The 12,294-nt window shown below is 40.3% G+C and carries 11 protein-coding genes; 5 read left to right on the forward strand and 6 right to left on the reverse strand.

Annotated features, from left to right (window positions below):
• The first annotated feature begins 272 nt into the window (after window positions 1–272).
• Together QQK21_RS13055 and QQK21_RS13060 are read left to right on the forward strand one after the other, a co-directional pair.
• Window positions 273–713: an RDD family protein gene (locus QQK21_RS13055; protein ID WP_284192632.1), complete on the forward strand. Its 441-nt coding sequence runs from the start codon at window positions 273–275 to the stop codon at window positions 711–713.
• Between the two features lie 298 nt (window positions 714–1,011).
• Window positions 1,012–1,560 carry an MSHA operon transcriptional regulator gene (locus QQK21_RS13060; RefSeq protein WP_284192633.1) on the forward strand — a complete coding sequence of 183 codons (549 nt, stop codon included), beginning with the start codon at window positions 1,012–1,014 and terminating at the stop codon, window positions 1,558–1,560.
• Between the two features lie 17 nt (window positions 1,561–1,577).
• On the opposite strand, the gene QQK21_RS13065 is transcribed toward QQK21_RS13060, so the two are convergent.
• The gene (locus QQK21_RS13065) at window positions 1,578–2,315 is read right to left on the reverse strand and encodes a substrate-binding periplasmic protein (RefSeq protein ID WP_431313118.1); all 738 of its coding nucleotides are present in this window, start codon (window positions 2,313–2,315) and stop codon (window positions 1,578–1,580) included.
• A gap of 304 nt (window positions 2,316–2,619) precedes the next feature.
• Here QQK21_RS13065 and QQK21_RS22410 point away from each other — a divergent pair, with 304 nt between their 5' ends.
• Together QQK21_RS22410 and QQK21_RS13075 are read left to right on the forward strand one after the other, a co-directional pair.
• On the forward strand, window positions 2,620–3,930 hold the full coding sequence (locus tag QQK21_RS22410) for a methyl-accepting chemotaxis protein (protein WP_284192635.1): 1,311 nt from the start codon (window positions 2,620–2,622) through the stop codon (window positions 3,928–3,930).
• A gap of 136 nt (window positions 3,931–4,066) precedes the next feature.
• The gene (locus tag QQK21_RS13075) at window positions 4,067–4,318 is read left to right on the forward strand and encodes a DUF2999 family protein (RefSeq protein WP_284192636.1); all 252 of its coding nucleotides are present in this window, start codon (window positions 4,067–4,069) and stop codon (window positions 4,316–4,318) included.
• 46 nt (window positions 4,319–4,364) lie between these two features.
• Here the strand turns inward: QQK21_RS13075 and QQK21_RS13080 are convergent, their stop codons facing one another.
• Together QQK21_RS13080 and QQK21_RS13085 are read right to left on the reverse strand one after the other, a co-directional pair.
• The gene (locus QQK21_RS13080) at window positions 4,365–6,191 is read right to left on the reverse strand and encodes a M4 family metallopeptidase (RefSeq protein WP_284192637.1); all 1,827 of its coding nucleotides are present in this window, start codon (window positions 6,189–6,191) and stop codon (window positions 4,365–4,367) included.
• 394 nt (window positions 6,192–6,585) lie between these two features.
• Window positions 6,586–7,161, reverse strand: a complete 576-nt coding sequence (locus tag QQK21_RS13085; RefSeq protein ID WP_284192638.1) for an aldolase/citrate lyase/malate synthase family protein — start codon at window positions 7,159–7,161, stop codon at window positions 6,586–6,588.
• Window positions 7,162–7,321: 160 nt separating this feature from the next.
• Between QQK21_RS13085 and QQK21_RS13090 the strand changes: the two genes are divergently transcribed.
• On the forward strand, window positions 7,322–8,842 hold the full coding sequence (locus tag QQK21_RS13090; protein ID WP_284192639.1) for a DUF3612 domain-containing protein: 1,521 nt from the start codon (window positions 7,322–7,324) through the stop codon (window positions 8,840–8,842).
• Window positions 8,843–9,187: 345 nt separating this feature from the next.
• On the opposite strand, the gene QQK21_RS13095 is transcribed toward QQK21_RS13090, so the two are convergent.
• The 3 genes from QQK21_RS13095 to QQK21_RS13105 form a co-directional block, all read right to left on the reverse strand.
• Window positions 9,188–9,622, reverse strand: a complete 435-nt coding sequence (locus tag QQK21_RS13095) for an Mpo1 family 2-hydroxy fatty acid dioxygenase (RefSeq protein WP_284192640.1) — start codon at window positions 9,620–9,622, stop codon at window positions 9,188–9,190.
• A gap of 85 nt (window positions 9,623–9,707) precedes the next feature.
• Window positions 9,708–11,060: a diguanylate cyclase gene (locus tag QQK21_RS13100; RefSeq protein WP_284192641.1), complete on the reverse strand. Its 1,353-nt coding sequence runs from the start codon at window positions 11,058–11,060 to the stop codon at window positions 9,708–9,710.
• Between the two features lie 294 nt (window positions 11,061–11,354).
• The gene (locus QQK21_RS13105; RefSeq protein WP_284192642.1) at window positions 11,355–12,290 is read right to left on the reverse strand and encodes a DMT family transporter; all 936 of its coding nucleotides are present in this window, start codon (window positions 12,288–12,290) and stop codon (window positions 11,355–11,357) included.
• Between the last annotated feature and the right edge of the window lie 4 nt (window positions 12,291–12,294).

Genomic DNA, 12,294 nt, shown 5'->3' on the forward strand with positions numbered 1-12,294 from the left:
AGGCATACCCATTGACTGAATAACGAAAGTTACCAGTCCGGTACCCATCTTGAAAGACTATTTTTCCTCAGCTATTTAATAACTCGTTATATTCACACATTGCTTAGGCAGTACTTAGTAAGTATCGCTATCCATGTCATAATTAAGTGAAAATTTATTCCAACAGGCCCCAACACCCTTAGCCTCTGGTATATTTTTCTTCGATTAAAAAATATAAGAATGATAAGCTCTTATAATTCATTTGCTTTTCTCATATTGATAAGGTTAATACAATGAATAGCAGTTCGCTTCAATACGCGGGTTTTTGGCTTCGACTTGGTGCAACATTGATTGATACAATCCTGTTGATGGCATTGATTATGCCACTAATGTTCTGGGCATATGGTGAGCTTTACTGGAATTCAAATGATTTTCTATTGGGAGGCTGGGACTTGCTACTTAACTGGATATGTCCTCTATTTGCGACAGTTGTATTTTGGATATACCGTTCAGCAACACCCGGAAAAATGGCTTTTAAGCTTGAAGTAGTAAATGCAAAAACAGGTGACAAGCTAACCATTTCCACTTCAATACTACGCTATTTATCATATTACATAAGCGCTATTCCATTATGTTTAGGGTTTATTTGGATAGGTTTCAATAGCAAAAAACAGGGCTGGCATGACTTAATAGCGGGAACTTTTGTGGTGAAAAAAGTCACTCACAAGAAATAGAGTCAACCATATCATCACTATAACAATGAATAAACTCATTCAGAACAAAAATTCACATTATACTCATTTCAAATAAATTTTCGGTATGAATACAGCCTCAATTAACTGGAAAATTTTTTAGTGCATCAGTTATTTTACTCCAAATTTGGCTGATAACTACTAGAAGTAGACGTAATAATTCTCTACAATGTGCGTCGGGTTCGCGTGCTGCCAGCCCAACCATTATTTCAGAGTGATAATCACCGACTACTACCTTTGAGATAGGCTTTACTCAACCTGACGATCTGTGTATTCATTTATGGACCAAGATAAGTTTACCCACATCTATCGATTACCTACTGCGATACAAATACGTATTGCCAAATGGCAACAAACGTTTAATGGAACTTCAGATATTGTTATTCATAAAGCGATAGAAGTACGCAATAAACAATACCGTAAACCAGACTTTTTCCTTACCGGCTGGAGTGTAAACTTATTCGACAAAAACGACATCTCGATTACCAACCACGGTAAGTATATTCAGACGGCAATGAGAACAATGCTCGACCGTAAAGTATCATACAAACGTATCTACCTAACACGATTACCATTGGAGCAAGCAGAACCTGCATTGACAAATTTTAAGCTAGAGTGGATATCTAGACATAATCACGTAGCTCGTAAGTATAACCAAATTAAGAAAAAAGAATTCCTACGTTATGCTCGCGAAGAAGAGGAAACACTCTATCCCTCCATACCCAAAGGAGAATTTGATAAATCTCTGTGGAATCGATTGGTCGTATCTGAGCTGGGACCTGAGAAAAAATTTGATAACCCATATTTTGTAAAAAAGGCCAAAGTGTAGCGCTAGATTAACATCAACTACTCGTACTTAGACATAATCTCTTGATAGAGCGAGGTTCCTGACTCACCTTTAGTATTTTTAAGTAGGTCAATACCTTTTTGTAGTTTAGCTTTAGCTTCATCGCTCACATTGGTGTTGAAAGCAAAGTAGACCTCCCCTTCTTTTAGCGTGTACACCGACTCAAACAAATCTGGATCAACATTGGCTTCTTTCGACCACCAAATCGCAGCTCGGTGTGCGTAAACCAATAGGTTAATCCGCCTTTTCATCAGTTGCTCGGATAGCGTTGTCACATGATTCGCTTCCTGCATCGCCGCTCTGGGAATCCCAATTTCTAATAAAGACTGCTCACCAATGTCGTCTCTTATTACGCCAATACGGTACTTCGCCATATCCATAGGCTTACTGATTTTTATATTCGCATCTTTGCGAGCCATAACGACTATCTTTATATCGGTTATTGGGCCAACCCAGCTAAATAGTTTTTCACGATGTTCAGAGCGAGTAGTCGAAAACAGCACTGAATTATCTTCTGTTAACGTTGTTCGGTAAGAGCGAGCCCAGGGCTGTAGGGTAACTTGTGACAAGTCTATTTCCTCGCCCACAAGTTTACTGGCTTCTACAAGTATATCGACAGCATAACCGGATATTTCACCATCTTTTAAATAATTGCCTGGGGGGTAAGATTCGGTGAAATAAGAAAGCTCACGCAAGTCAGATGTGCCTTTCGCTAGACTTGCAAAACTCACACACATTGTCGACAAGATAGCCAAGGACAGAAGACTCTCAAACCGCTTCATTACCTTATTCCCAAAGTTAGTAACCATTATATAAACTTAGTTCATCAAGCCGGAGTTCTAAAGAAAAATGCCCATAAATACATGAGGCTTAGATAACTAATTAATTTCTCGCATAATCTTTTGCCATAATCTTCCAATTACCTAGCTGTATATCCGCTCTCTAGAACATTCTCGATAAATGTTATGCGTCTAGTTTGATTTACCAAGAACAGCAGCCATACTTACTAGTGATAAAAAAATCATTAGGGAGAAAGGCACTATGTGGCCCTTTAAGAACCGTGTCGATAGTGATAAACAAGCAGAAGGCGAACTCCAAGGTTACAAACACATTGTTGAGTCGATGAATCAATCGCTGATCACTATACATTTTGACCCAAGCGGACATATTCAGTCTGCCAGCCCACTTTTTCTTAACGCCATGGGTTACCAATTAAGTGAAATACTAGGGAAGCACCACAAAATATTTTGTGATCCTCAATACACAGAAACACAAGAGTACCGTAATTTTTGGGCTGACTTGGCCATGGGTAAGGTTAAAACGGGAACTTTTGAGCGCTACAATAAGAGCAAAGAACGGGTGATTATAGAAGCAACCTATTTCCCAATAAAAGGTGAGAGCGGCCAGATTGAAAGCGTAATAAAAATTGCCAATGACGTTACCGAGAAAATGACGAACGCCAGTTCACAACAGGATCTAATAAAAGCGCTTCACCAAAATTTCGCGGTCATAGAGTTCCAACCGGACGGAACCATTATCGAGGCGAACAACAATTTCCTCAATGCTCTAGGTTATACCCTTGATCAAATAAAAGGAAAACATCACAAAATGTTTTGTTTTGACGACTTTTACCAGCAAAACCCAAGTTTTTGGAAGGACTTGTCTAGCGGGCGAGCTTTCTCTGGACGATTTTTGCGTAAATCCCAGCATGGTGAAGAAGTCTGGATTCAAACGTCGTATAGTCCTGTGTGTGACAGCAAAGGTAAGGTTTATAAAGTGGTCAAGTTTGCCTCTGACATCACAGATGATGTCACAAGAGAGTTAGCGGTATCGGATGCTGCAAATATTGCTTACAGTACTGCATTGGAAACTTCCCAAGTTACCCAAGAAGGAAAAAAAGTACTAGAAGATACTGTCAACATTTCTCAGACTATGATGAAGAACCTAAACCAATCCATCAATCAAGTCCAAGAGCTCGCCTCCTTATCCAACGACGTCTCAGAAATTGTTAAAACGATAGGTGGTATTGCAGATCAAACTAACTTATTGGCTTTAAACGCAGCCATTGAAGCAGCCAGGGCTGGCGAACAAGGGCGTGGGTTTGCAGTTGTGGCCGATGAAGTGAGGCAACTTGCATCCAGAACCTCTGAATCAACCGAAGAAATTACTCAGGTTGTCAACAAAAACATGTCTCTAACTCAAGAAGTCACCAAGGCAATGAATGACGTAAATAGCGTAGCTGAGCAGACAAGCTCGCGAATCGAGGAAGTGTCTCGCACAATGGATGAAATATACAGTGGAGCAGAAAGCGTTGCGTCTGCGGTCAATAGCTTTAAAGCGAACAATGCTTGATAAAATAATTCACTTAAATACCAGCCTGAGGGAACCGTTTCACTTTCCTCAGGCCGAAGATTGCCATTTGACGTTCAATAACTTGTCACTCGATGGTACACTTTTGTTATTTCTATATCTAGGCACAAGGTAAGACATGAATCCAATCATTGATATGTTGAAAAAGCACAATATCAGTAACGAACAAATTAACCAGCTATTTGAGACATTAACACAAAACCCTCTTGCCGCTATGTCAAGTCTAGGGCAGTTAGGCCTACCTCAAGACCAGTTACAAATCCTAATGGGACAGGTAATGCAGAATCCACAGATAATGAGAGATGCAGTAGATGAATTAGGATTAGACTTTTCAAAAGTAGAACAGGCTAAAAATAAACTACAACAATAAATTAAGGGCTCCTCATAGGAGCCCTTAACGTTAATGACCCAACGACCTAGTCCAATCTGAGAGTAACACCCGAATAGCTGCTGTATGCACGAAGCATGACGTGATAAGTCATACCAGGCATCGCCGATACAGTGCATTGCTCGTTGTTACCATATTTGTATGGACGGCAATCGAAGCTGCTGGTGGTAGGTTTGCTACCTGCCTTTACATATAGGTCTGCATCACCAGTTCCACCAGACATAGTGACAACTGCATTTGACGCAGAATCAACAGTGAAGGTGTAGAAGGTTTCAGACAGGCGTGCACCTGAAAGATTAGATACTGGTGTTCCTTTTACCAAAACATTATCAGTTGGAGGAGGAGGAGTACTACCACAAGAAGCATTCACACCTACTGTGTTAAATGCATCTTCTACATCTGAAACGCTGTAGCCCATATCAGACGCAGCCTTCGCGACACCACAACCACCTTCATCAAAAGTACTGTTGGCAGTCCAATAGACTTGGTTGGCTAAAGTGAAAATTTCAAACCCTTTACGGACATTCCAACCTGCTTTGTTTGCCAATAAGTAGAAAGCACGATTGAATACACCACTAGAATAATGCACGTTTAAACCATTATAGTAGTCCGATGCATGATCGATTGAGCGGCCATCTCTAGAAGGCTGATCAAAATAGCGTAGCCCACCTTGTGATTTAAAGATGTCAGCCCCCACGATCCAGTCAACAGAACCTTTCATATAATATTCAGCCGCTTCACCTGCGATATCAGAGAAGGCTTCATTCATACCACCAGACATGTTGGAATATACTAAGCCAGAGTTTTGCTCTGTAAAGCCATGGCTCACTTCGTGAGCACTAACATTGATATCTACCAGAGGATAAAACCGACTTTTTCCATCACCAAATGTCATGGATGAGCCATTCCAGAAAGCATTTTCATAACTGTTCCCATAGTGTACACGCATAGTCAATTGGAAAGTTAATGGTGCGGTATTCATCCAATCTCTGTACATGTCGAAAACAACCTTACCAAAATAATGCGCGTCGTTAAGGGGTGAATATGCGCCATTGATGTACTTATAGTCATTGTAATTCGAGTCATCTCCACATGAATAGCTATAAGCTGTACTGCCTGACGTACCACCATTTAAGTTAACTGTCTTCACCGCATTATTGTTCATGATACAGGTACTACCCGATTTACTAATCACAAACCCTGGGAAATCTGAACCGAAGTTATACTGACCCGTTTTTTCATTCCCTCCAGGTCCCGTACCTGTTGCTTCGACATGGTTTAGCCCTTCCCAATGCTTAAGCACACTCCCTGTGTTTGCATCGATAAAGTAAAATGGACGTTGTGGAACCTCTGCTGCTACAAAAAAGTCAACCAAGTAAACGACTTTGGCAGTATTTGAATCATCCATCCAGACCATGAGTTCGGATTGAGTATTTTCAAATGATGTATCAGAACCGACTATAGCGTTCATTTTAAACGCATTCTTAGCCGCAGAAATCGCTTGTTTTTCATCTAATACAGGTGAAGGAGTTGCCACATCTCCACTTATTCCCTGCATCATAGTGCCATACACTTCGCTTTGAGTCTGTTTGTTCTGAGTCGCGACCACTGAAGTATTGAATACCGGAAGCCCCATGTAGGTCTGTTGATAACGGACCTTTACTTTTCCATTTGGTAAAACCACTCGCTTAACTTCAGCAAAGCCTGTTTCAATCGGTACAATACTATTAGATTGAGCTTTTAGACTTGCTTGCAATAATGCATCACTGTCGACTTTAACCATTTGTGCGGCCGTTGCTGGAAGGCTAACTCCTAAACCAGCGGCGATTAGCCAAAGAGTTTGATGTTGTTTCATTTTACTTTCCTGTTATTGGTATAGAATTCTTCTCCCCAACGACTGAATAGGAAGTGTCTTTGCGTTCACTCGCTCCATTAACATGGTTGATAATAAGTTAATCAAGCAAACGACAAATGAAATTACAATTTGTCTCATGGCAAAAAAATAAGACATCAAATAGTCAATAAAATGCTAAATTTTTGATTATTTCGTTCCAAGAGCTATAAAAAACAACAATATATATACTAATTATATTTTTATGTCCTATTTTTTTAACACCCAAATATCATTTATGACACCTGATAAAATACGGCACTTTATACCTTTGTTTCATTATTTTACAGAACATCAGATACAATAAAGGCTCCCTTTATCAAGAAGCCATTAATAACAATACTCACTTTAGTTACTTTTATTTATATGATTTATAGCAACAAACCAATTCATAATCTTCACCAGATTTTGACGTGTATTCTTTAGCTTCTGTGTATGCACGCAGTTTTCCTTTCTCATCACCTTTAACCAGACTGATCCAATGACGCATCGCTGACATTTCATGAGTTTCTAGTGGAAACATGGTGCATGTTTCTAACTGAACATCATCAATATTAACCAGTTCAACACAGCCTGTTCCCCGATGAGGACCGAACGTAACTTCCACATGACTTCCTGTACCATCTCGGAAAAGGATAGACTCTGGCTCTTCCTTATTACCGCAGTAAGCGACAAAGTGCTTGGGGTATTTTAAGCCGCTATGACAACCATCTTTGAAATAAGCCATAACATGGCGGTAATCTATTACATAGGCTGTAACATCGTTGTGAGAGCCGTTTTCTAATGGAAAAAGGCGATCAAGCAATTTTTTTGCTTTAGCCTGCTTTTCAGATACCCGATCAGCACTTACCTTTTCTACCTCAAATACAGCTTCAGCGATATAAGTTGAGCGTTGTTGATGATTTTTCGTCTTGTCGAAAGTAAGCATATTCATATTGTATTCCCTCACGGAGTTTCAACGTTTATTTCTCGAAAGCGAGTTTTTGGAACTTTTATGTCGCGATATGTCGATTTGTGACCTTGCTTACTTGGTATACTAGTTTGTTTTTTACTACAATTTCACAACAAAAATTTTACAGTGTGAATTTTACAAAATGCTGCCTAAAAGCCTTATCCGTCAATCTCATTTTTTGGGAACCAAAATTCGAAACCTTAGAAAGCGAAATAACCTAACAATGGAAGATCTTTCGGCACGCTGCATTCGCATTAACCCCACATCAGCACCTTCAGTATCTTATCTTTCAATGATTGAACGTGGGAAACGAGTACCCAGTAGTGAAATGCTAGAGGTCATCGCAGATGTCTTCCAAAAACAACCGTCATGGTTTCTAGACGATGAACCCGAAAAGGCGGACATTACACCAGTAAAAGGAAACAGAGGCGGGATTCATGGAATGGCACTTGAGCCAAGTTTTCTTTTCTCAAACGACATCTTACAAATTGCCATACCAGAGATGTTATCTCAAACCGGCATCTCTGGACGCCAATTTGCTCACCTGCTTATAAGAGCTCATCAAGAGAGTAACCAAAATCACTTTCCAGACCTCGAACGAGCGGCTGAAGAAGTGGGACAGAAACGTCTTAATTTATCTTGGCAAGAGCTCATGGATATGGCTCGAAGCATAGGGCTTGTAGTACGGTGGGTATCTCGCCCCCCAAAAGATATCGTTGATGAGCTGGGAGTCAGTACTACACAAATGGTGACTTCATTTTTTGAACCCCCTAACACTATCTATCTAAATGATATTCTAAAGAAGCATCCTACTCGCCTAAAGTATGATCTCTCTGTTTATATTGGGCACTGTGTCTTACACAACAAAGCAGGCCTAAAAAGTGTTCTCTCTGTGGGTCAGTCCAATCGATGGGGGGAAAATGACCAATCCAATTCGACATCAGAACTCAAATCGAAGGACATATTACAAGCTTGGCGTGATTTTGAATCAAGCTTCTTTGCTGGCGCGTTACTATGCCCCAAAGTCCCTTTCCGACAATTGCTCGATCGCAATGGCTATGAAATTGATACTCATCTCAAAGCTGGGGTATCGCCTTCTGTCGCAATGAGACGCATGACAGTCGTATCCCCCTATCCTCACTGGCACTATTTTGATGCCTATGGTCAAAACAAGCTCAAAGCCGTATATCGAGGTAATGGTATCCCACTGCCTTGGGGAAATATGCGACAGGTTAATGACCCTTGCCAGCATTGGGCTGTGTTTCGTCGATTATCACAGCCACAAAATGAAAGCTCTGCACAAATTTCTATTCTAGACGTCAATGACAGACCTAGAATATATTGCTGTGAATCCGTCAATATCACAGACCCTGCCGGCAATAATAGAGTGCTCTGCGCGGGTATTGATCTAAACCCAGCTATAGATGCACAAGGGGGAGACTCCCAGACAATCGCAGAATCACTAAAAACATTGTGCGTCGAAAATGGAGGTACTGCGTCAATCCCGAATAACATCAGAAAGGAATTTACGACCGTTGCAAAAATTCTAAATATTAACTGGATAGAACGCGGTATACAGGCTGATGCGAGAGTCATATGCTCTCGCGGGGCCTTTTGCCCCAGAAAGCCAAGCTGCTATAGCCTCAATAAAGAGTGTATCTAAACAAACTCAGAATAAAAAAAAGCCAATCACAAAAATCTGTAATTGGCGATATAAGGCGTGAACAATGTATATTCACTAACAACGTCAGTTGGCTAGGTGACCCTCGGCTTAATAAGGGTCATCTACAGTAAAGCACAAGTCGTGCCAACTTTAATAGAAGCCAAAAACCCATTAAATTGGCGACAATTCCACCAAATACATACAAACGATACGCATAAAGTCTTTGCAATATTAATAAATTTTGCAATATGCTAAAAATTACATTTGCATATTGCAAAAAATAACTATAGGAAATCACATTGTTGATACACTGAAGGTTGCGAAGCCAAAATCATCAGATGTGGATCACTTTTGGTGAAATACCCAGATAGGCCCGATTAAGATAAACCATAGCTTGTCGGTCAAAGAGGGCGATTTTCCTTCCAACTTATACCCAATCAATTGCACCACTTCTAATAGAATGAATAAAGCTGCGGAAATAGAGAACACTGGTAACTGTAAGATATCTAACGACCAAATTAAGGATATACAGGCAATGGTAAACCCCAGCATCATCAAAAATATACTTACAGACAGCTTGAGATAAAAAACCATAATAGGTACCAAAGCCATCCATACCCAATTCACGGTAAAGCCAAACAAGGCTGGTGACGGAATTGTCCAAATTAAACCAACCGCGCCAAGAAAGGCGCCCGGCACCGCCACTTTACTAATCCTCTGATTTAGAGGGTTTTGGTGACTGCCATCAAAATCGCTTAACCATTGAGTCAACTCTTGCATTATCTTCCACCAACTTTATTATCTTAACCAACCATCCTACGATTTAGTTCGCGCTCATGAATAGTCAATTTCACTCAAATTATTCTTAACTCCGCTTGTCATCGTACATATTTTCATCAGCAACCTTAAGCATCTCATCCACCTCTTTGAATTGCCCATCGTATATTGCTACTCCAATACTGACATAGATACTTATTTCATTTTTTTCATACATTACGGGGTATTGGCAAATCGCTTTCTGTAACTGATTGTTTATAGTATCCACGTCTTCTTTACTCTTAACTCGAGTTAAAAGAACCAAAAATTCATCTCCCCCAACTCGCGCAACGACGTCACATGACCTCAACACTGCTTTAATTCTCTTCGCTACCGCGATGAGTACCTTATCTCCAGCCGCATGACCATAGGTGTCGTTAATCCATTTGAACTTGTCTAGGTCTACATTTAGGATGGCAAAAGATTGTGCTTTGGCAGAAGCAGCAATGAGTCCAAAATGGCGCTCAAGTGTGTACATAAAATAGCGACGATTAGGCAAGGACGTCAGTGAATCATGCAAAGCACGTTGGTTGGCAGTATGGTAAAGATAGTAAATCGCGCCATATGCCAGCATCAGCAAGACGATCAAAGGATACCCTAGTAACCTTGCGGCATGAACACGATACCAAATACCAAATTCAAGCAAATCATGTTTCGTCGCTGCAGCGATTAACCAAGTACCATATGGGAACTTAACTGACTCCGTAGCGAAAGCATCATCAAAAGTACTCTTAGTTCCATAAAATATATCTCCCTCCTCTCCCGAGCCATCGACTCCTCGCATCGCCAAATAGTATTTTCTGGCGTATGATTCAACCCCAACATCACTAAATAAGTTCTCGAGTGAAATGACTAAACTGCATACCCCCCAATAATCTCGATAGTATATGGGGTCGGAAAAAAGTGGCACCTGAGCGATGAGCACTCTTCGGCCATGAACGGAATTTACAGGTCCAGCAATCAAAATCTCATGTATATCTCTGGCCTGATTTACTGTCCTCCACTGATCTGGAAGAGTGCGATAATCTAAATCGAGCAAGTGCTCATTTTCTTCATATGGATAGACATACTTCACGACATCATCTGGTGCCAATGTTATAAGTTCAACATGGTGTGTTTTGCGTATAACGCTAGAGGCAAATAACTCCCAACCAGAAAAGTCAAAATTCGGCTTGGAAGCAATAAGTGCCACCAGACCATTTGCAACGAATATGTCATTGAAAATCGCTATTTCTAACTCTGAGCGAATGATGGACAACTCTTCTTTTGCTCGTAACAACATCCTATTGTGCATGAAGGCCTTTTGGCTACGGTCTATAAACTCAACCAGTCCTATGCCGACACCACTTAATAGCAGTGCTATCAACAAAGCTGCCCATCGACTGCCAAAACGCTCTCTCATTAAACCCTCACACAAATCCACAACTACCCAATGTAGCAAGCCCTATCTCTGCACTGTCTAGGGATAAACTACTCGGCTAAATATTTTTTGGGTGCATGACGACATGGACATTACCTACACTCCTACTTAAAAACTATATGAACTTGAGTAAGTTTCCATTAATAGTGATAAAAATATTATCTTTATCGCCACAGTGAGCATGATAAATGCTTGTGTACCATCATAAAAAGCGCCTTTCTTTAATACAGTTACAACAAGCGCTCCAACCGACTTACGACACAACATAGTATTTATCTATTTGCAATTATCTAAACTTCCTTTAGATGAAGCAGTAAACTTCTTAGCAAATGAATGAGATAAACCAGCACAAACAACATTAGTCATTACGATCAATGCGAGGCCAACTAATTGCAAAGTGTTATACGTCTTTTGATAAAACAGAAATTGCCAAAGAGCTGTAAATAACAAATTGGTATAGATGATTGGAGCCAGCTCAGAGTTAGAGCTTGAAAGATGATATGCCTTAGAGCGGAAAACTTGAGTATTGATGATCATCAAACCCAATAATCCAAGTGCACCCAAAACCAACCACGCACTATTATCGATTGGCTGATACATACTGCGCCCTTCTACGAAACTAAATGCTAACATGGGGACTACTACCACTGCCGCATAAAGAAAACTCCACAGATTGATTTCAAATGCATTTAAGCGGCTCTGACTAATCCTAAACAAACTGAGTTGGGAACCCGCGTTGAATAGACCCGCACACAGACCAACCAATAGTTCAAATCTCATGTTAAGGTGGGTACCGTCCGCCGATAACAACAACACACCGCCAAAAGTGACAATCAATCCGATTATATTCACTGTTTGAACTTTAGTTGAAAATATAAGGTTTTCTAATATTGGGATAAACAAAGGTCCCGTTCCAAACAGCACCACACTTTCCATTAACGTCAAGCTTTGAAGAGAATATATGAAGCATACTTGGCTCAAACCTATACACAGTGCTCTAATCCACAAAGCGTACTGCTCATTCCGGCTAGGCCACCTAATTTCACGTCCAGCGAATATCAGAATTAGAATCATTGTGGGTATAATAAATCTAAGGAAACTCAGTAAACTAACTTCAAAATGATCGGTTAAAAATTTAGACACTAATCCAGTTAATGACAAACTGAATGTAGACACCAACATAAATATGATAGGACACCATTTATTTAACATAACT

It is taken from the genome of Vibrio zhanjiangensis, assembly GCF_030161235.1.
Classification (GTDB): domain Bacteria; phylum Pseudomonadota; class Gammaproteobacteria; order Enterobacterales; family Vibrionaceae; genus Vibrio; species Vibrio zhanjiangensis.

Bases quoted from the DNA above. Each gene is read 5' to 3' on its own strand.
- QQK21_RS13085 (WP_284192638.1), bottom strand. From the start codon at position 7,161: ATGAATATGCTTACTTTCGACAAGACGAAAAATCATCAACAACGCTCA.
- QQK21_RS22410 (WP_284192635.1), top strand. From the start codon at position 2,620: ATGTGGCCCTTTAAGAACCGTGTCGATAGTGATAAACAAGCAGAAGGC.
- QQK21_RS13105 (WP_284192642.1), bottom strand. From the start codon at position 12,290: ATGTTAAATAAATGGTGTCCTATCATATTTATGTTGGTGTCTACATTC.
- QQK21_RS13055 (WP_284192632.1), top strand. From the start codon at position 273: ATGAATAGCAGTTCGCTTCAATACGCGGGTTTTTGGCTTCGACTTGGT.
- QQK21_RS13090 (WP_284192639.1), top strand. From the start codon at position 7,322: ATGCTGCCTAAAAGCCTTATCCGTCAATCTCATTTTTTGGGAACCAAA.
- QQK21_RS13060 (WP_284192633.1), top strand. From the start codon at position 1,012: ATGGACCAAGATAAGTTTACCCACATCTATCGATTACCTACTGCGATA.
- QQK21_RS13065 (WP_431313118.1), bottom strand. From the start codon at position 2,315: ATGTGTGTGAGTTTTGCAAGTCTAGCGAAAGGCACATCTGACTTGCGT.
- QQK21_RS13080 (WP_284192637.1), bottom strand. From the start codon at position 6,191: ATGAAACAACATCAAACTCTTTGGCTAATCGCCGCTGGTTTAGGAGTT.
- QQK21_RS13075 (WP_284192636.1), top strand. From the start codon at position 4,067: ATGAATCCAATCATTGATATGTTGAAAAAGCACAATATCAGTAACGAA.
- QQK21_RS13100 (WP_284192641.1), bottom strand. From the start codon at position 11,060: ATGAGAGAGCGTTTTGGCAGTCGATGGGCAGCTTTGTTGATAGCACTG.
- QQK21_RS13095 (WP_284192640.1), bottom strand. From the start codon at position 9,622: ATGCAAGAGTTGACTCAATGGTTAAGCGATTTTGATGGCAGTCACCAA.